Below are 19,467 nucleotides of genomic sequence, written 5' to 3' on the forward strand. Positions count from 1 at the left end.
TCTGGCGTTGATTTTTGGCACGCTGTTGAGTTCTCAAGGAACGGACGCTTCCTTTGTACTCACCCTCGCGGGCTTTCCTCCGGGCTTTCGTTCTTTCTTCGTTTCCGACTCTATCAGATCCTTTCGGGCCTGACTCCCAGTCAGCGGGGTTTGTCTTCCGGGCTGTTGGGCCCTTCCGACTCCTGAACTCTAGCGGATTTTCCCGGCAACCGATAATCGGGCCTTCGGAAATGAATTCGGGCATGCCGAATTCGTTCCCGGTGGGAGATCGTGCTGAGTAGAGGTTGCCGCGACGAGGCGGCGGATTCGTTGGCCTCGGAACCTTTCGGCTCTGGGGCAACTCGAAGAACCTTACGGATCGGGGCGGGTCGTGTCAACCCTGCTCTACGCGGGCCAGGACCCGCGTGAGCATGTCGCCCAACACCCCGCGCTCCGCGGTGGAGAGGTCCTGGAGGAGGTCCTCCTCGAACACCGTCGCCGCGCGCATGGCGTCCAGCCACTTGCTGCGGCCCTCGTCCGTCAGCTCCACGATGACGCGGACCCGGTTGGACTCGTCCCGTTCCCGGGTGACCAGGCCCTCGGCCGTCATGCGGTCGATCCGGTGGGTCATCGCGGCCGGCGTGAGGCCCAGCTGCTTCGCGAGCTCGCTCGGGCCCATCCGGTACGGGGCGCCCGACAGGACGAGGGCCTTGAGGACCTCCCACTCCGCGTTGCTGATGCCGAGGGCGGCCGTCTGGCGGCCGTACGCGACGTTCATGCGGCGGTTCAGGCGGCTGAGGGCCGAGACGACCTTCTCCACCTGGGGGTCCAGGTCCTGGAACTCGCGCTGGTAGACGGCGATCTGCTCGTCGAGGCTCGGCTCGTGGACCGGCGTCGCGCCGTCGGGGGTGTCAGCCATGGTCCGAAGTATCCCACGAACCCGTTGGCGTCTAACTCCTTCGATGTGTAGAGTTAAGCATCGAACTTTAGGTATGAAGTCTTCAGACTTTAGCTATCAGGACAGGTGAGAAGTGACCAAGGTGATGGGCGCTGCGATGCGGCGGATCCAGGCCGGGAACGCGCTGACCGCGTTCGGCATCGGTTTCACGGTTCCGTTCCTCTACATCTATGTGGCGCAGGTGCGGGGTCTGGGCTCCATGGCCGCCACGAGTGCGTTCGTGGCGTTCGCCCTGGGTGCTCTCGTCGCGCTGCCCTTCACCGGCCGGGTCATCGACCGGCGTGGTCCCGTGCCCGTGGTGATGGGGGCGGCCGTGGCCGCGTCCGCGGGTGCGCTGGCCCTGGGGCTCTCCTCCGGCGTGGTGCCGATCCTGCTGTCCGCCCTGGCGCTGGGCGCCGGGCAGGCCGTGATGCAGCCGGCGCTGGCCACGATGATCGTGTGGTGCTCGACGCCGTCGACCCGTACGCGGGCGTTCGCGCTGCAGTTCTTCATGCAGAACCTGGGTCTGGGCATCGGCGGGCTGGCCGGTGGCCAGATCGTCGACGTGACCCGGCCGGGGAGCTTCAGCCTGCTGTTCGGCATCGAGGCCGTGATGTTCCTGGTGCTGGCGGCGGTGATCGCGACCGTGCGGATGCCGCAGGCCCCGAGCATCAAGGACGCGCTGCCGAAGGACCCGGCCCAGGCGGCGGGTGGCGGCTGGAAGCGGCTGCTGCGCCACAAGGCCATGGTGCAGCTGTGTCTGCTGGGCTTCGTGCTCTTCTTCGCCTGCTACGGACAGTTCGAGTCGGGTCTGGCCGCCTTCGGTACGGAGGCCGCGGGGATCTCGCCGTCCACGCTGGGGTTCGCGCTTGCCGCCAACACGGGTGCGATCGTCGTGGCGCAGTTCGTGGTGCTGAAGCTGGTCGAGAAGCGGCGCCGGTCGCGGGTGATCGCGCTGGTCGGGCTGATCTGGACCGTGGCGTGGCTGATCGCCGGGTTCTCGGGGCTGGGGCACGGCAGCGCGACGATGGCCGCGGCCGCGTTCGTGAGCACGTACGCGCTCTTCGGGATCGGTGAGGCGATGCTGTCGCCGACGCTGGCGCCGCTGGTGGCGGACCTGGCTCCGGAGGGTTCGGTCGGGCAGTACAACTCGGCGTTCGCGCTGGTCAAGCAGATGGCGCTGGCGCTGGGGCCGTTGGGTGTGCCGCTGGGTGCCGGGGTTCCGATGCTGTACATCGGGATCTTCGTGCTGGTGTCGCTGGGGATCGCGGGGCTGGCGCTGCGGCTGGGCCGGCAGCTGAGCCCGGTGCAGGACAATCCGTCGCTGCTGGGCGGCCGGGTCGTGGCGCAGGGTCCGGCGGTGGCCGGCCGGGCTGTGGAGCAGCAGCCGGCGGAGCGGGTCGCCGCGTAAGTAAGAGGGAGCAGGTGTGGGTGAGGCCCCGGTCCGGTGGACCGGGGCCTCACGCGTGTCCGGGGGCTAGTGGTCGGGGAGGGCGAATTCGCACCAGACGGCCTTGCCGCCGCCGGGGGTGCGGCGGGAGCCCCAGGAGGAGGCGATGGTGGCGATGATCGAGATGCCGCGGCCGGTCTCGTCGGCCGGTTCGGCGCGGCGGCGGCGCGGGAGGTGGTCGTCGCCGTCGGTGACCTCGACGATCAGGCGGCGGTCGGTGCGGCGCAGGCGCAGCCGCATGGGCGGGGTGCCGTGCTGGAGGGAGTTGGCGACGAGTTCGCTGGCGGCGAGGACGCCGAGGTCGCAGAGCTCGACGGGGAAGCGCCAGGAGGTGAGGACGCCCTGGGCGAAGGCGCGGGCGCGGGGGGCGGCCTCGACGCCGCCGAGGAGTTCCAGGGCGGCGTTGTGGAAGAGCTCGGCGTCGGCTCCGGTGCGGGCGGGCTGCTGGAGGACCATGACGGCGACGTCGTCGTCGTGGTCGGCGTCGACGCCGAGGGCGCGCATGAGGCGGTCGCAGATGATCGCGGGGGTGCCCTGGGCTCCGGCGAGGGCGCGTTCGAGGGCGGCGACGCCTTCGTCGATGTCCTCGCCGCGGCGTTCTACGAGGCCGTCGGTGTAGAGGACGGCGGTGGAGCCGGGGCCGAGGGCGATGGTGCCGGAGGTGTGGAGCCAGCCGCCGGTGCCGAGCGGAGGGCCGGTGGGGTCGGCGGCGCGGCGGACGGTGCCGTCCTCGTCGCGGACGAGGATGGGGAGGTGGCCGGCGGAGGCGTAGGCGAGGAGGCCTTCGTTGGGGTCGTGGACGGCGTAGACGCAGGTGGCGATCTGGCTGGCGTCGATCTCGGCGGCGAGGCCGTCGAGGAGCTGGAGGACCTCGTGCGGGGGGAGGTCGAGGCGGGCGTAGGCGCGGACGGCGGTGCGCAGCTGGCCCATGACGGCGGCGGCGCGGACGCCGCGGCCCATGACGTCGCCCATGACGAGGGCGGTGCGGCCGGCGCCGAGGGTGATGACGTCGTACCAGTCTCCGCCGACGGCGGCTTCGGTGCCGCCGGGCTGGTAGGTGGCGGAGATGCGGAGGTCGTCGGGCTGTTCCAGTTCCTGGGGCAGGAGGGAGCGCTGGAGGGTGACGGCGGCTTCGCGCTGGCGGCGTTCGCTGGCGCGGAGGCGGTCGACGGCTTCGGCGTGGTCGGTGACGTCGGCGAGGTGGACGAGGATCCCGGTGTGGTGGGGGTCGGCGCGGCCGTCGGTGTCGGCCTTGGGGAACTGCACGGGGGTGCAGGTGACGGTGTAGGAGTTGCCGCCTCCGGGGGCCTGGCGGTTCTTGGCGGTGCGGGGTTTTCCGCTGCGCTGGACCTGGTCGAGGAGGGGGAGGAGGCCGAGCTCGCCGAGTTCGGGGAGGGCTTCGCGGGCGGGTGCGCCGGTGGGGCGGGGGCCGAAGCCTGCGGTGTAGGCGTCGTTGAGGTAGGCGACGCGGTGGTCGGGGCCGTGGACGAGGGCGACGAGGGCGGGGAGCAGCCCGAGGACCTCCTGGACGGAGAGCTCGTCGAGGGCGGGTGCGGCGGGGAGCGGTGCCGTGCCGGTGCCGGAGACGGTGGCGTCGGCGGGGCTGCCGTCGGGGGGAGTGACGGGGTGGGCGGCGGCGCCGCGGGCTGCCGGGACGGAGCCTTCACCCCTTTTGGCCTGGGCGGCGGCGTGCTCGTTCCGGGCGGCGGCGCGGCGCTGCGTTCCGGGAAAGCGGGCGCTCCAGCGCGTGAAGTTCACTGCGTTCAAGCCTCGTGGTGTCGCAAGTGGTCGCGGTGTCTCCTCCCGGTGGTGCCGGGAGGTGCCCCGTGTGGTCGGTCGCTTGCTGCTGTCACTCCGTGGGGCGTCACTCTGTGCAGGTGTGAGCCCACCTATGGTCACACGTCCAGTGTGGCGGACCGCACTGACAACGTCAGCCCTCGCTGTCGGCCGGGGGGTTGGGGGCGGGGTGCTGGAGGTGGTGGCGGGGGCCTCCGCCGGCGGCGAGTTCGAATTCTGCCCTGGGGTGTTCGAGGGATCCGAGGGAGACGATCTCACGGGTGAAGAGTCCGGCGAGGGTCCATTCGGCGAGTACGCGCATCTTGCGGTTGAAGGTGGGGACGCGGCTGAGGTGGTAGGTGCGGTGCATGAACCAGGCGGGGTAGCCCTTGATCTTGCGTCCGTAGACGTGGGCGACGCCCTTGTGGAGGCCGAGGGAGGCGACGGAGCCGGCGTATTTGTGGGCGTATTCGGTGAGGGCTTCGTCGCGGAGGGCGGCGACGATGTTGTCGGCGAGCTGTTTGGCCTGGCGGACGGCGTGCTGGGCGTTGGGGGCGCATTCGCTGCCGGGGGTCTGGGCGGTGATGTCGGGGACGGCGGCGGCGTCGCCGGCGGCCCAGGCGTGTTCGACTCCTTCGACGGTGAGGAAGGAGGTGCAGCGCAGGCGGCCGCGTTCGTTCCTGGGGAGGTCGGTGGCGGCCAGGATGGGGTGGGGTTTGACGCCGGCGGTCCAGACGACGGTGCGGGTGGGGAAGCGGGCGCCGTCGCTGAGGACGGCGACGCGGTTCTCGCAGGATTCGAGTCGGGTTTCGAGGCGGACGTCGATGTTGCGGCGGCGCAGTTCGCGGACGGTGTAGGTGCCCATTTCGGGGCCGACCTCGGGGAGGATCCGGTCGCTGGCCTCGACCAGCACCCATTTCATGTCCTCGGGCTTGATGTTGTGGTAGTACCGGGCCGCGTAGCGGGCCATGTCCTCGAGTTCGCCGAGTGCCTCGACGCCGGCGAATCCGCCGCCGACGAAGACGAAGGTGAGGGCGGCGTCGCGGATGGCGGGGTCGCGGGTGGAGGAGGCGATGTCCATCTGTTCGATGACGTGGTTGCGCAGGCCGATGGCCTCTTCCACGGTTTTGAACCCGATGCCGTAGTCGGCGAGGCCGGGGACGGGGAGGGTGCGGGAGACGGAGCCGGGGGCGAGGACGAGTTCGTCGTACTCGATCTCGAGGTCGCCGGTGCCCTCTTCGGGGGTGGCGAGGGTGGTGATGGTCGCGGTGCGTTTGGCGTGGTCGATGCGCTGGGCCTGGCCGATGACGATGCGGCAGCGGTCGAGGACGCGGCGCAGCGGGATGACGACGTGGCGGGGGGAGATGGCGCCCGCGGCGGCTTCCGGGAGGAAGGGCTGGTACGTCATGTACGGCTCGGGGGTCACGACGGTGACCTCGGCTTCGCCGGATCTGAGCTTCCGCTGGAGGCCCAGGGCGGTGTACATGCCGACGTATCCGCCGCCGATGACGAGGATGCGCGTGCGGGGCGGGGTACCGGGGGCGTCGCCCCGCGAGTTAGCAGCCTTCACCGTCCCATGACGCAACGTGGCCGGGAGTTTGTCCACAGGCCCGACAAATTGTGTGACCGGCGGTGGGGGTGGGCCGGGGTGGCGGGGTGGGTCGAGTGGTGTGAGAAGTTCGCAGGTCAGGGCGTACGGAAGGGGTGATTCCGGAGACTTGCGGCGGAAAAGTGGGGGTGAATGCTCCGATCGGGGGGTGCTCCGTCGTGGGCTCCCTCTTCTGAATTGACTCTGGCTCAACTATGTTCGTATCTCGTCGAGGAGTAGGACCAGGGCCCTCATGACCGTGGCCCCCCTCGACACGAAGGCGGGGAGTGTCTCCGGGGGGAGACAAATGATTACCGGGGGATACATATGCATATTTCCGATTTCCATGGTTCTGCCACCGCTCTGTCCGCAGAGAGCGGCGGCCGTGTGATCGCGGGCACGACCACCCACGGCACGGGCCGCTCCACGCCCCTGCGGGTCGACGCGCAGCGCAACCTCGAACACGTCCTGCGCGCCGCGCGCGAGGTCTTCGGCGAGCTGGGCTACGGGGCCCCGATGGAGGACGTGGCGCGGCGCGCCCGCGTCGGCGTCGGGACGGTCTACCGGCGGTTCCCCAGCAAGGACGTGCTGGTCCGGCGCATAGCCGAGGAGGAGACCGCCCGGCTGACGGAGCAGGCGAAGTCCGCTCTGGGCCAGGAGGAGGAGCCGTGGCAGGCGCTGTCGCGCTTCCTGCGCACCTCGGTGGCCTCGGGCGCGGGCCGGCTGCTGCCCCCGCAGGTGCTGCGGGTCGGCTCGGCCGAGGAGGACGCGGACGGGGACGAGGGCGCCGCGCGCGTTCCGCACCAGCGGCAGGCCGTCGCGGGCGGGGCTCCGGACCTGCGCGTCGTGGGCGCGCGGACCCCTATGGAGGACGAGCCGTCGGAGGACGCGGGCGCGGGTGCGCTGCTGGAGGTCGTCGGCCGGCTGGTGGACCGGGCGCGGGAGGCCGGTGAGCTGCGGGCCGATGTGACGGTGGCCGACGTGCTGCTGGTCATCGCGACCGCCGCGCCCGCGCTGCCGGACCCGGCGCAGCAGGCCGCCGCTTCGGCCCGGCTGCTGGAGATCCTGCTCGAGGGGCTGCGTTCCCGTACGGCGTGAGCCGTACGGGATGAGCCGTCCGGCCGGTCCCCGCAGGGGTGGGGGCCGGCCGGGGCGGCGGCTGCCGGGGGTCAACGAGGCGCCCGGCGCGGCCGGTCACTCGAAGGGGTGAGGAGTGGTTCGGCGATTCGCCGGATTGTCCCCGGATGGGTGGATGGCGCGGAAGGCAGGCCGGGGCGGCCGTGCCGTGTGACACGCTGGATCGGTGGACCGGTCTGAGTGTGTCGTGCGGGGGCTGCCGCGATGAGCGTGGACGGACGGGACGAGACTCCCGGTGGCGTCGGTGACACGAGTGGCGGGGCGTCGGCGGGCAGTCTGCCCGCCCGTCAGGTCCCGGCCCAGCGCGAGCCCGGCCGGAGGCGGCACGCCGCTTCGGGTGAGGGCGGCGGCGAGCTTCCGCCGTCGGACGCGGACTTGGTCGCCCGGATGCGCGGCGGCGACGACGGCGCGTACGAGGAGCTGTTCCGCCGGCACGCCGAGGCCGTCCGCCGCTACGCGCGGACCTGCTGCCGGGACGGGCACACCGCCGACGACCTGACCGCCGAGGTGTTCGCGCGGACGCTCCAGGCGGTACGGGGCGGTGCGGGCCCGGACCAGTCGGTGCGTGCCTACCTGCTGACCACCGTGCGGCGGGTGGCCGCGGCCTGGGCGAAGACGGCCCGGCGGGAGCATCTGGTCGAGGACTTCGCCGTGTTCGCGGAACAGGCGGCCGCGGGGGCGGAGGGCGGCGGGTCACTGGGCGGGCTGTCCGGGGACGACACCCTGGAACTGGGCGCGGACGTCCGCGCGATGCACGAGGCCGAGCGGTCCCTCGCCATGCAGGCCTTCCGGAGCCTGCCGGAGCGCTGGCAGGCCGTGCTGTGGCACACCACCGTCGAAGAGGCCTCGCCGAGTGCGATCGCCCCGCTGTTCGGGCTGAGCGCCAACGCGACGGCGGTCCTGGCCAGCCGGGCCCGGGAGGGCCTCAAGCAGGCCTACCTCCAGGCGCACGTGAGCTCCGCCCTCCGTGCGGGCGGGGACTGCGCGCGGTACGCGGACCGGCTGGGCGCGTACGCGCGGGGCGGGCTGCGGATGCGGGCGGAGCGCGGGCTGCGGGGGCACCTGGAGGAGTGCGCCAAGTGCCGGCTGGCCGCCGGTGAGCTCAAGGACGTGAACGCGGGGATCCCCGCGCTGCTGCCGGTGGCGGTCATCGGGTGGTTCGCCGCCGGGTACGCCGCGAAGGCCGCCGGGGTGGTGGCCGGCGGGGTCGTCGCCGCGGGTGGTGCGGGGGCTGCCGCCGCCGCGGCGGGCGGGTCGTCGGCCGCGGGGGCCGGGGCCGCAGGGGCCGCGGGTGGTGCGGCCGGGGCCGCGGGGGCCGCCGGTGGTGGGGCCGGCGCCGCCGGGGGGACCGGCGGGGCGGTGGTCTCGGAGGGGCTCGGGCTGCCCGCGAAGGCCGCCATCGCCGCCGGCATAGCGGTCGCGGCGGCCGCCGGGGTGGTGTTCGCCCTGACGGGGGACGAGCCCGAGCCGGAGGCGAAGCCGGCGCCCAGCGCGGTGGCTCCGGTGGTGCCCCGGGCGCCCTTGCCCACCCCGCCGCGGTCGAGCCCGCCGGCGGATCCGGCCCCGGCGGCGGGGGGTCCCGTACCGCCCGCGCGCACCGCGGCGCCGTCCGCGTCGGCGCCCCGGCCGGCGTCGCCGTCGGTGTCCGTCGCGGCGCCGGTGACCCCGTCCGCGTCCCGGCCGCCGAAGCCGTCGCCGTCGCCCTCGGCGTCCCGGCCGAGGCCCACGCCGTCGCCGCAGCCGGCCCAGGCCTTCCCGCTGGCCCGGCTGGGGCACTCGGCGTTCGGCCGGCACACCGGTCCCGAGCTGGAGACCTGGAGCAGCAGCTGGGTGTGGCGGCGGTGGGGGCTGGTGGCCGGCGGGCAGCGGTTCGGGCAGGGGATCACCGTCGACTCCCGGTCCTCGGTGGAGATCACCCTCAACCGGCAGTGCACCTCCTTCTCGGCGCGGGCCGGGGTGGACGGGCTGTCGCTGCTGACCGACGGGACGGTGCGGTTCTCCGTCTACGCCGACGGGCAGCGGCTGTGGCGTTCGGGCGCGCTCGGGTACGCGGACGCCCCGGCGGCCGTCCAGGTGCCGCTCAGCGGGCGTTCGACGCTGCGGCTGGTGGTGGAGCAGGCCGGACAGGGGAGCCTGCCGACGCTGGCGAGCTGGGCCGACGCGGTGATCAGCTGCCGCTGAGCGGGGCGTGCCGGGACACCTCGGCGGAGACCTCGGCGGAGACCTCGGCGGAGACCTCGGCCGGGGTCAGGCCGCGGCCCTCCGCCTCCGCCTCGGCGTGCGCGGCCGCGTCGAGGGCGGCGCGGGTGCGGGCCGGGAGCCCCTCCAGAACCGTTTCCTCCGGCACCGAGCGGGGATGGGCCCCGCGCCAGGCGGAGGCCGCCGCGAGGACCCGTACGCTCGCCGCCGGCCGGCCGGCACCGGCCAGGAACAGGGCCGCCGCTTCGGCGAGGGTGGCCAGGACGCGTTCGGCGCAGTGGGCGGCGACCGCCTCCGCCAGGGCGGGCGCGATCCGGTCGAGGCCCGCCTGCGGGCCGTTCTCCCGGGCCGTGAGCGCGGCCTCGATGACGTTGAGCCCCGCGGTCAGCTGCGGGGGCGGGTTGATCTGCGCGGCGTCGGCGCGGGCGCGGGCGCTTTCCGTGCGGGCCCGGTCGGTGTCGCCGCGCCGCAGGGCGATCATCGCCGACAGGAGCCGGGAGAAGGAGCTCATCTCGTAGACCCCGCCGTACTGCTCGGCCTCCCGGTCGGCTTCGGCGAGGAGACGTTCGGCGGTGTCGTAGTCCCCGGTGCAGTAGGCCGCCTCGGCGATGCGGGTGAGGGCCAGGGGCGCCTCGATCTGGGCGCCGACCTCGCGGGCGAGGCGCAGGCACTCCTCGTACTCGGCGCGGGCGGTGTCGTACTGGCCGCGGGAGAGGGCGGCCTCCCCCGCGGCGCTGGCCACCTGGGCCCGCATCCAGCGGTCTCCGCAGCGGCGGGCGATGCCGTGGAGTTCGGCGAGGTCGGCGTCGACGGTGTCGAGCCCGCCGGTCATGTCGATGGCGTTGTGGGCGCGCATCAGGAGGGTGACGCCGAGTTCCCAGTCCCCGGCGTACCGGCGGCAGTTCTCCACGGAGCGGGAGAGGTCGGGGTAGAACACCTCGGTGTCGCCGGTGAGGACGGCCGTCGCGGGCCAGAGCATGCCGGGGAAGCGGGTGGTCTCGGGGGAGCCCTCGCGGAAGGCCTCCCTGATGCGGGTGGCGACGGCGGCGGACTCGGGCGTGCGGAGGCCCGCGCCGCCCTCGCTCTCGGTGAGCAGGAACATGTGGAGGACCCGCAGGCGCATGGCCCGCCAGTACGCGGGTGAGCCCTCGGGGGCGTCGTCCGGGGTGGCGGCGAGGACCCGGCCGGTCCATTCGGCGCCCTCGGCACGGTAGTTGCGCAGCCACAGGAACCAGGAGAGGGCGATGACGAGGCGCTGGGCGGTCTCCAGGTCCGGGTTCGCGGCGGTGGAGCCGTGGAGGGCGGAGCGGAGGTTGTCGAGCTCGGTCTCGACGCGCGTGATCCAGGTGAGCTGTTCCGCGGAGCGCAGCAGGGGTTCGCTGCGCTCGGCGAAGGCCAGGTAGTACGCGGCGTGCCGGCGGGCGGTGGCGCGGGCCTCGTCGGGGGCGGCGGCGAGGCGTTCGGCGGCGTACTCGCGGATGGTCTCCAGCAGGCGGTAGCGCATGCCGTCGGGGTCGGGGACGGCGGTGACGAGGGACTTGTCGACCAGGGCGCCGAGGGTGTCGGCGATGTCGAGGCCGCCGTGGCCGCCGTGGCCGCAGACGGCTTCGGCGGCGTCCAGGTCGCAGCCGCCGGCGAAGGCGGACATGCGGGCGAGGACGGTGCGCTCGGCGGTGTCGAGGAGGTCCCAGGACCAGTCGACGACGGCGCGCAGGGTCTGCTGGCGGGGCAGGAGGGTGCGGGCACCGCCGGTCAGGAGGCGGAAGCGGTCGTCGAGGCGGTCGGCGATCTGGCGGGGGGTGAGCAGGCGCAGCCGGGCGGCGGCCAGTTCGATGGCGAGGGGCAGTCCGTCGAGGCGGGCGCAGATCTCGGCGACGGCGTCCGGGTCCTCGTCGGGGCGGAAGCCGGGGCGGGCGGCGGTGGCGCGGTCGGTGAACAGGCGGTGCGCGGGGCCGGGCGGGAGGGGTTCGACGGGGCGCAGGAACTCGCCGGGCACGCCGAGGGGTTCGCGGCTGGTGGCGAGGATCCGGACGCCGGGGCAGTGGGTGAGGAGCTTCTCGGCGAGTTCGGCGGCGGCGCCGATCACGTGCTCGCAGTTGTCCAGGACGAGGAGCAGGTGGCGGTGTGCGCAGTGTTCGACGAGGAGGGCGGTGGGGTCGTCGGCGGCGGGGGTCTTCTCGCGGGCGACGAGGCTGTTCTCGCGCAGGCCGAGGGCGCTGAGGACGGCGCCGGGGACGGCGGCGGGGTGGTCGAGGCGGGCGAGTTCGACGAGCCAGCCGGATTCGGGCTGGGCGGCGGCCGCGTGCTCGGCGAGGCGGGTCTTGCCGGAGCCGCCGGGGCCGGTGAGGGTGACGAGGCGGACGCGGGCCAGGTCGTCGGCGAGGGAGGCGAGTTCGGGTTCGCGGCCGACGAAGGAGGTGAGGCGGGGGCGGAGGTTGCCGCGGGGCGGCGCGGGCGGGGGCGGCGGGGGGCGCAGGAGTTCGGCGTGGAGGGCGCGCAGCTGCGGGCCGGGGTCGACGCCGAGGCCTTCGGCGAGGTCGCGGCGGGTGCGTTCGTAGGCGGCGAGGGCGTCGGCGGGGCGGCCCGCGGCGGCCAGGGCGCGCAGCTGGAGGGCGCGCAGCGGTTCGTCGTACGGGTGCTCGCGGATCAGTGCCTCGAGCTCCGGGAGGAGCGCGGCCGGGGCGGTGGCGCCGCTGCGGAGGTCGGCTTCGACGCGGTCGCGCAGGGCGGCGGCGCGGCGGGCCTCGGGGGCGGCGGCGTGGGCGGTGCGGGCGGGTTCGGGGAGGTCGCCGAGGGCGGGGCCGCGCCAGAGGGCGAGGGCGGCGCGGAGGGTGTCGGCGGCGGTGGCGGGGTCGGTGGCCAGCTGGGCGGAGCCGAGGGCGGCGAGGCGGGTGAAGCGGTGGAGGTCGACGTCCTCGGGGCCGGCGGCGAGGCGGTAGCCGCCGGCGGGGTCGGTGCGGACGCTGTCGTGGGAGCCGAGGGTGCGGCGCAGGCGGGCGACGAGGGCCTGGAGGGCGGCGGGGGCGTCCTGGGGCGGGTCGTCGCCCCAGACCTCGTCGACCAGGTCGGCGACTGCGGCGGGGGCCGGGGTGCCGGCGCGGAGGGCGAGGGCGGTGAGGAGGGCGCGCAGGCGGGCGCCGCCAGGGGTGCGGGGGGCGCCGGTCGTCTCGTCGTGGGCCTCGGTAGGGCCGAGGATGAGGTAGCGCACCGGGTCATTCTGCCTGGTCGCTGCGCTGGGCTGCGGGGGGTTTTCTCCCCGCCCCGCCCTTCGCCCGTTCCCCCGGGGGCTCCGCCCCCGGACCCCCGCGCCTCAAACGCCGGCGAGGCTGCATCTGGACGGCCTAGCGGAGGGGCAGGGGGTTCGTCGGGGCTGCCGTCAGGCGGGGTAGCGGGGTCGGTAGCGGGGGGACGGCTCGGCGGCGGGGGGTCGAGGTGCCCGTCCAGCAGGTGCCGCGGCGGGAGAGGAGGCGGCGGAGCCACAGTTCCATCGAGACGAGTTCCGCCAGCCCGTCGAGCGGTACGGGACGGCCGTCGGCGGCGTCGGTCAGGGCCTGGCGCACCACGCGGGCCTCGACCAGCCCGGCGTCGGCCAGCAGCGGTGCCTGGAAGAGGGCCAGCAGGGAGGTGAGGGCGGCGCGCAGGCCGAGGCGCACGGCGGTCTCGTTGGGGCCGGGGGCACTGACGCCCCAGCCGGGCGGGAGCTCCCGTACCCCGGCGGAGGCCAGGACGCTGCGCAGGATCTCGGCGCGGGCCCCGGGCTGCACCCGCAGGGATTCCGGGAGGGCGCGGGCGGCCCGGACGACCTGGTTGTCGAGGAACGGGGCGTGCAGGCGCTGGCTGCGGACCTCGACGGCCTGCTCGAAGACCCGGTGGTCGGCGGCGTGGCGGGCCAGCAGGGCGCGGGCGCGGGCCTCGCCGGGCCGCAGGGAGAGCGGGGGGCGTCCGGCGGCGGCGCGCAGGCGGATCGATACTTCCGCCAGCGCCTCCCCGGTGAGCCAGCCGGCGGCCGGGCCGGGCCGGGACCAGGTGAGGGCGGCCAGGGAGGCGTCGACGGGCCCGGAGACGGCGGTGGCGACGCCGCCCTCGCGCAGCCGGGCCGCGGCGGCTTCGATGCCGGTGCGGTAGGGCGTGCGGGCGAGGCGGCGGGCGGCGGAGTAGACGGAGAAGGGGACGAGCAGGGGTCCTTCGGGGGCGGAGCGGGCGAGGGCGGCGACGGGGCGCAGCAGGTGGCGGCGTCGGCGGTCGAGCAGGAGGTCGGCCATGCGGGCGGGGTGGGCGTCGAGGACCTGGCGGGCGCCGTGGCCGGTGAAGTGGTCGGCGGAGCCGGCGGCGAGGCGGCGCCGGTCGCGGGCGGCGGTGACGAGGCAGGGGCCGGGTTCGTCGGTGAGGGGGCCGTCGAGGTCGGCGTACGGGAGGGCTTCGTCGGCGGCGGCCACGACGACGTGGTGGAGGCGGGGGTCGGCGGCGAGGGCGTGGGCGCGCTCCAGCTCGGCTTCGCGGCCGCGCGGGGTGGCGAGGTCGTTGAAGGTGACGGCGAGGAGGCGGGAGCCGGAGCCGGAGCCGGGGAGGGTGCCCGGGGCTCCGGGGAGTCCGGCGGCGAGGAGGGCGAGGGTGGCGGAGGCGGTGCCGCCGGAGAGGTCGGCGCCGACGCCGGGGGCGGGGGCGCCTCGGGCGGCGCGGCGGTCGGCGGGGCCCATTCCGGGCACGGGGCCGGGGTCGGGGAGGAGGGCCTCGGGAGCATGCCGGGGGGCCGTGAGCCGGGCGCGCACCGCAGCCGTCAACGCTTCCCGCACGCCCTCGACCGCCCCCTCCGGGTCGGCCTCCGGGGCGGCGACGGCGAGGGAGGTCACCGGCTCGTACCCGGTGATCTCGCGGGAGCCCTCGCGCAGGATCAGGGTGTGTCCGGGCGGGATGCGGCGCACGCCGACGTACGGGGTGCCGTCGCCCAGGGCCTCGGGGCTGTCGGGGCAGGCGAGCAGGGCGGCGAGGTGGCCGATGTCGAGCTGTGCGCCGATGAGGTCGGCGAGGGGGAGGGCGGCGGTGGCGTAGGCGGTGCCGCCCGCCCAGGGGGTGTAGAAGACGGGGCGGGCGCCGGCGAGGTCGCCGAGGACGGTGATGCGCCGGCCGGCCTGGACGACGGCGGTGTAGTTGCCGGGCCACTCGGTGAGGTGGCGCAGGGCGCCGCCGCGGGCGGCGTACAGGCCGCGGCGCAGCTCCTCGTCGCCGGCGCCGCAGCAGCCGAGGACGGCGAGCCGGGTGAAGGGGTCGGCGGGGTCGGCGGTGACGGTGCGGACCTCGTCGGGGCGCCAGTCGCCGACGGCCCACAGGGGGTCGGGGTCGCCCCACAGCAGCTGGGCGCCGACCGGGTGGACGGTGCGTTCGGCGTCCTGGCCTGCGGGATCGTCGGCGTGGGCGGCGTCGGCGATGCCGCCGTGCAGGGGGGCGTCGTACCCGGTCCCGGCGGCGGGGGGCGGGACGCGTCCGGCCGTGCCGAAGCTCGCGGCGATACTGCTCCACCCGACCAACCAGCGCACCGCCGCCTCCCCCAGCCCGTGGGCACATGACCGGGGCAACGGGCGGCACGGACGACGTGGTCGGCGCTGAGGGCGCGGCCGGCGGGACCCCGGTGGCTCGGGGTCCATGCTGCCACGAGACGGGCGTGCAAGAGGGGCTTCGGGGGGCGCACATGCAAACGAACACGCCTCGGTCACACGGTATTTGGCGTTCCGTTCCCACCGCCCCATAGGTCGGTTTCGGCCATTCTTCGGCCGTACTGGGCGCTCGTACGCGCCGTGGCGCCGGAACCGGCGGGAACCGGCGGGAGGCCGCGGGGCGCGGCCCGGGAGGCCTGTTCGCACCCCCCGGACCGTTCCGCCACCCGCGGGGATTGAGGCAGCGGCATCCCCCGGCCTGCCGGATCCACCCGGCGGGCCGACCCACGCACGGCACATCGAATCGCCGGGCCCGGGGTGCGGCCAGAGCGCACGGCCGGGCGCACGGCCACACGGCCGGAGCACGAGCGGAGGGCGTGCGCCCCGGAGAGCGGGCCGCGGCGGACTGTGCGCACGGACAACAATCTCGCCATACGGAACTCGGGGCCTTAACGCTTGGGAGGCGGGGAACTACGCTGGGTTTACGAAATGCCGGGCGCCTATGCCCCGGCGGCGTCTGCGTTCCGCGTGTGACGAGGGGTGGCGCATGTCCAGGGAGCTCCGCGAGCCCAACGAGAAGCTCGGCGCCGTCCTCGCCCTGGCGGGCATCAGCAACGCGGGACTGGCCCGGCGGGTCAACGACCTCGGAGCGCAGCGCGGCCTGACGCTCCGGTACGACAAGACCTCGGTCGCGCGATGGGTGTCGAAGGGGATGGTGCCGCAGGGCGCGGCCCCGCATCTGATCGCCGCCGCGATCGGTGCGAAGCTGGGGCGTCCGGTGCCGCTGCACGAGATCGGGCTGGCGGACGCGGACCCGGCGCCGGAGGTCGGGCTGGCCTTCCCGCGTGACATCGGCGCGGCCGTGCGATCGGCCACCGACCTGTACCGGCTGGACCTCGCGGGCCGGCGCGGCGGTGGCGGGATCTGGCAGTCGCTCGCCGGCTCCTTCTCGGTGTCGGCGTACGCGACGCCGGCCTCGCGGTGGCTGATATCGCCCGCGGACGGCTCGGTGGCCCGCGAGCCGGGCCCCGCCTCCGACCCCGGACCGACCGCCCCCGCGGGCGGTGGTGTGCGTACGGCGGCTCCGGTGCGCGCCACCTCCGTCACCGCGCCCCGGCGCACTCCGGAAACCCCCGCGCAGGGCGTTGTGCCCGCCCGCCCCGGGACCGAAACCGCGGCGCCGGCCCCCGTCTCCGTGCCCGCGGCGGCGCTCCCGGACGCCTCCCCGCAGCGCGTCGGCCACAGCGACGTGACCAAGCTGCGCGAGGCGGCGGAGGACGCTCGCCGCTGGGACTCCAAGTACGGCGGCGGGGACTGGCGTTCGTCGATGGTCCCCGAGTGCCTGCGGGTGGACGCGGCGCCGCTGCTGCTCGGCTCCTACACCGACGAGGTGGGCCGGGCCCTCTTCGGGGCGACCGCCGAGCTGACCCGCCTCGCCGGGTGGATGGCCTTCGACACCGGCCAGCAGGAGGCCGCCCAGCGCTACTACATCCAGGCGCTGCGCCTCGCCCGCGCGGCCGCCGACGTGCCGCTCGGCGGGTACGTGCTGGCCTCGATGTCCCTCCAGGCCACCTACCGGGACTTCCCGGACGAGGGGGTGGACCTCGCCCAGGCGGCCGTCGAACGCAACCGGGGCCTGGCCACCGCCCGCACCATGAGCTTCTTCCGCCTGGTGGAGGCCCGGGCGCACGCGAAGGCGGGGGACTCGGCGGCGGCCGGTTCGGCGCTGCGCGCGGCCGAGGGCTGGCTGGAGCGCTCCCGCGAGGGGGATTCCGACCCGACCTGGCTGGGTTTCTACTCCTACGACCGTTTCGCGGCGGATGCCGCGGAATGCTACCGGGACCTCAAACTCCCCCGGCAGGTCCGCCGCTTCACCGAGCAGGCCCTGTCCCGCCCCACGGAGGAGTACGTGCGCTCGCACGGTCTGCGCCTGGTGGTGAGCGCGGTCGCCGAGCTGGAGTCCGGCAACCTCGACGCGGCCTGCGCCGCGGGCACCCGGGCCGTGGAGGTCGCCGGCCGCATCTCCTCCGCCCGCACCACCGAGTACGTACGGGACCTGCTGCACCGCCTGGAACCGTACGGGGACGAGCCGCGCGTCGCGGAGCTGCGCGAACGGGCCCGGCCGCTGCTGGTCACTCCCGCGTAGCCCCTATTGTCGGTGGCGGGGTGCAAGATGCAGGGGTGGGAGGTGTCAGCGTGGGCGGCGGCGTGGACTGCGATGTGCTGGTGATCGGTGGCGGGATCGTCGGCCTGTCGACGGCGCATGCCCTGTCGAGCCTGGCGCCCGGGACCCGCGTGACCGTCCTGGAGAAGGAGTCCGGGCCCGCCCGGCACCAGACGGGCCGCAACAGCGGGGTGATCCACAGCGGCATCTACTACCGCCCGGGCTCCCTCAAGGCGCGCTTCGCGGTGCGCGGGGCCGCCGAGATGGTGAAGTTCTGCGCGGAGCACGGCATCGCGCACGAGGTGACCGGCAAGCTGATCGTCGCCACGGACCGCTCCGAGCTGCCCCGCCTGCACTCCCTGGTCCAGCGCGGCCGGGAGAACGGCATCCCGGTGCGCGAGCTGGGGCCGGCGCAGATCGCCGAGTACGAGCCGGAGATCAGCGGCCTGGCCGCGATCCACGTCGGCACCACCGGGATCGTGGACTACGGGCAGGTGGCCGCGCAGCTCGCCGAGTCCTCCGGGGCGGAGATCGTCTACGGGGCGGAGGTCGACCTGATCTCGCGGCGCCCATCCGCGGTGGCGGTGCGGACCACCTCGGGGCGGGTCGTCCGGGCGCGGGTACTGGTGAACTGCGCGGGCCTGCAGTGCGACCGGATCGCCCGGCTGGCCGGTGACGACCCGGGCATGCGGATCATCCCCTTCCGGGGCGAGTACCACGACCTGGCGCGCCCCGGCCTGGTCCGGGGCCTGGTCTACCCGGTGCCCGACCCGGCGTTCCCCTTCCTCGGGGTGCACCTCACGCGGGGCATCGGCGGCGGGGTCCACGTCGGCCCGAACGCCGTCCCGGCGCTGGCCCGCGAGGGCTACCGCTGGAGCACGGTCCGGCCGCGCGACCTCGGCACGGAGCTGGCCTGGCCGGGATCCTGGCGGATGGCCGCGCGGCACTGGCGGTACGGGGCGGGCGAGATCCACCGCTCCCTGTCGAAGGCGGCCTTCACCGAGGCGGTACGCCGCCTGCTGCCCGCCGTCACGGAGGCGGACCTCACCCCCGCAGCCGCGGGGGTGCGGGCGCAGGCGGTCCTGCGGGACGGGACGCTGGTGGACGACTTCCTCATCCGCGAGGCCCCTCGTACGGTGCACGTCCTCAACGCCCCCTCGCCCGCGGCGACCGCGTCCCTTCCGATCGGGCGCGAGATCGCCGCCCGAGCCCTCGGCACCCTCCGCTCCGCCTGACCCCGCGCGGTGCGGGGTGCCGCTGCGCGGCGGAAGTCCCCGCCCCGCCCTTCCTCCGTTCCCTGGAGCTCCGCCCCGGACCCCCGTTCCCGGGGGCCAGCCCCCGGACCCCCGCGCCTCAAACGCCGGCGAGGCTGGATTTGCCGGACCGTGCCGACCAGAGGACGGCCGAGGTTTCCCGGTCTGCCGGCCGGGGGCGGGGACGGGGTGGGGTGGCGTCCGGGGCTAAAACGAGATGACTTCGGCGCCATGCACCGTCCGACAACACCGACACCGCACAGAGCGCCGAACATCGAAGCCCGCCCCGGACGACACCCCACCCCGGCACCGACCCCGGCCCCCTGGACCCCGCCAACCGCCCGGCCAGGGCAACCGCACCGACCCCGGCCACCCCCGACCCCACACCCGCCCGGCCAGGGCAAAGGCCGGCGGACAGCCCCCGACATAGAATCGGGGCATTGTGTCTGAGTCCCTGAACCCCCAGCCCAGCCTCCCCGACGCCGAGCCGGAGGCATCCGCCTACGTGCCGCCCAAGTGGCGGACCGAGCCCCGGTTCCCCGACGGCCCCGCGCCCGACCCCGCCGGCTCGCACCACGAGCGCCGCATCCGCAGCTTCCAGCCGCGCCGCAGCCGGGTCACCACCGGCCAGGGCGAGGCGCTCAAGCGCCTCTGGGGCACCTGGGGCCTGGACATCGACGGCCGCGAGGTCCTCGACCTCGACCGCCTCTTCGACGGCCTCCCCGTAGTCCTCGAGATCGGCTTCGGCATGGGCGAGGCCACCGCCCAGATGGCCGCCGCCGACCCCACCACCGGCATCCTCGCCGCCGACGTCCACACCCCCGGCCAGGGCAACCTCCTCGCCCTCGCCGAGCGCGGCGGGATGACCAACGTCCGCGTGGCGAACGGCGACGCCATCATCCTGCTCCGCGAGATGCTGCCGCCCGCCTCCCTCGCGGGGCTGCGCGTGTACTTCCCGGACCCCTGGCCCAAGGCCCGCCACCACAAGCGCCGCCTGATCCAGCCGGAGTTCCTCGACCTGGCCGCCACCCGCCTGGCGCCCGGCGCGCTGCTGCACTGCGCGACCGACTGGGAGCCGTACGCCGAGCAGATGCTCGAAGTCCTCACCGCGCACCCCGAGTTCGAGAACACCCAGGCCGACGGCGGCTACGCCCCGCGCCCGGAGTTCCGCCCGCTCACCCGCTTCGAGGGCCAGGGCCTCGACAAGGGCCACGTCGTACACGACCTCCTCTTCACCCGCAGCACGGGCAGCAATCGCACAGAACCCAACGCAGAGCCCAAGAACCGATAAACGTCACTCCGAGTGTCCGAGTGGCTCGGTAGGGTCATCATG

General features: G+C 74.9%; 11 protein-coding genes. 6 read left to right on the forward strand and 5 right to left on the reverse strand.

From position 1 onward, the window contains the following. Positions 1 to 373: 373 nt before the first annotated feature. Positions 374 to 898 carry a MarR family winged helix-turn-helix transcriptional regulator gene (locus ACFY0O_RS36330; RefSeq protein ID WP_388955059.1) on the reverse strand — a complete coding sequence of 175 codons (525 nt, stop codon included), beginning with the start codon at positions 896 to 898 and terminating at the stop codon, positions 374 to 376. A gap of 124 nt (positions 899 to 1,022) precedes the next feature. Here ACFY0O_RS36330 and ACFY0O_RS36335 point away from each other — a divergent pair, with 124 nt between their 5' ends. Next, positions 1,023 to 2,327: an MFS transporter gene (locus tag ACFY0O_RS36335; protein WP_388955177.1), complete on the forward strand. Its 1,305-nt coding sequence runs from the start codon at positions 1,023 to 1,025 to the stop codon at positions 2,325 to 2,327. 66 nt (positions 2,328 to 2,393) lie between these two features. Here ACFY0O_RS36335 and ACFY0O_RS36340 read toward each other — a convergent pair whose 3' ends face one another. Further along, positions 2,394 to 4,124: a SpoIIE family protein phosphatase gene (locus ACFY0O_RS36340; RefSeq protein ID WP_388955179.1), complete on the reverse strand. Its 1,731-nt coding sequence runs from the start codon at positions 4,122 to 4,124 to the stop codon at positions 2,394 to 2,396. 172 nt (positions 4,125 to 4,296) lie between these two features. Beyond that, positions 4,297 to 5,712 carry an NAD(P)/FAD-dependent oxidoreductase gene (locus ACFY0O_RS36345; RefSeq protein WP_388955061.1) on the reverse strand — a complete coding sequence of 472 codons (1,416 nt, stop codon included), beginning with the start codon at positions 5,710 to 5,712 and terminating at the stop codon, positions 4,297 to 4,299. Between the two features lie 345 nt (positions 5,713 to 6,057). Between ACFY0O_RS36345 and ACFY0O_RS36350 the strand changes: the two genes are divergently transcribed. After that, a complete protein-coding gene (locus tag ACFY0O_RS36350; protein WP_388955064.1) occupies positions 6,058 to 6,828 on the forward strand; it encodes a TetR/AcrR family transcriptional regulator in 771 nt (256 codons plus the stop codon). Positions 6,829 to 7,071: 243 nt separating this feature from the next. Further along, positions 7,072 to 9,048: a sigma-70 family RNA polymerase sigma factor gene (locus ACFY0O_RS36355; protein WP_388955067.1), complete on the forward strand. Its 1,977-nt coding sequence runs from the start codon at positions 7,072 to 7,074 to the stop codon at positions 9,046 to 9,048. On the opposite strand, the gene ACFY0O_RS36360 is transcribed toward ACFY0O_RS36355, so the two are convergent. After that, a complete protein-coding gene (locus ACFY0O_RS36360; RefSeq protein ID WP_388955070.1) occupies positions 9,035 to 12,274 on the reverse strand; it encodes a BTAD domain-containing putative transcriptional regulator in 3,240 nt (1,079 codons plus the stop codon). The two genes, ACFY0O_RS36355 and ACFY0O_RS36360, sit on opposite strands and share 14 nt — an antisense overlap. 133 nt (positions 12,275 to 12,407) lie before the next feature. Next, the gene (locus ACFY0O_RS36365) at positions 12,408 to 14,600 is read right to left on the reverse strand and encodes an asparagine synthase-related protein (protein WP_388955073.1); all 2,193 of its coding nucleotides are present in this window, start codon (positions 14,598 to 14,600) and stop codon (positions 12,408 to 12,410) included. Between the two features lie 664 nt (positions 14,601 to 15,264). Here ACFY0O_RS36365 and ACFY0O_RS36370 point away from each other — a divergent pair. The 3 genes from ACFY0O_RS36370 to trmB all read left to right on the forward strand — a co-directional run bounded on the left by ACFY0O_RS36370 (position 15,265) and on the right by trmB (position 19,425). Beyond that, complete coding sequence (locus tag ACFY0O_RS36370) at positions 15,265 to 16,863, forward strand: sporulation protein (protein WP_388955075.1); 1,599 nt, start codon at positions 15,265 to 15,267, stop codon at positions 16,861 to 16,863. A 20-nt stretch (positions 16,864 to 16,883) separates the two neighbouring features. Beyond that, complete coding sequence (gene lhgO, locus ACFY0O_RS36375; RefSeq protein ID WP_388955078.1) at positions 16,884 to 18,116, forward strand: L-2-hydroxyglutarate oxidase; 1,233 nt, start codon at positions 16,884 to 16,886, stop codon at positions 18,114 to 18,116. 460 nt (positions 18,117 to 18,576) lie between these two features. Next, the gene (gene trmB / locus ACFY0O_RS36380) at positions 18,577 to 19,425 is read left to right on the forward strand and encodes a tRNA (guanosine(46)-N7)-methyltransferase TrmB (protein WP_388955080.1); all 849 of its coding nucleotides are present in this window, start codon (positions 18,577 to 18,579) and stop codon (positions 19,423 to 19,425) included. The last annotated feature ends 42 nt before the right edge of the window (positions 19,426 to 19,467 follow it).

This window comes from Streptomyces sp. NPDC001594 (assembly GCF_042893675.1).
Lineage (GTDB): Bacteria > Actinomycetota > Actinomycetes > Streptomycetales > Streptomycetaceae > Streptomyces.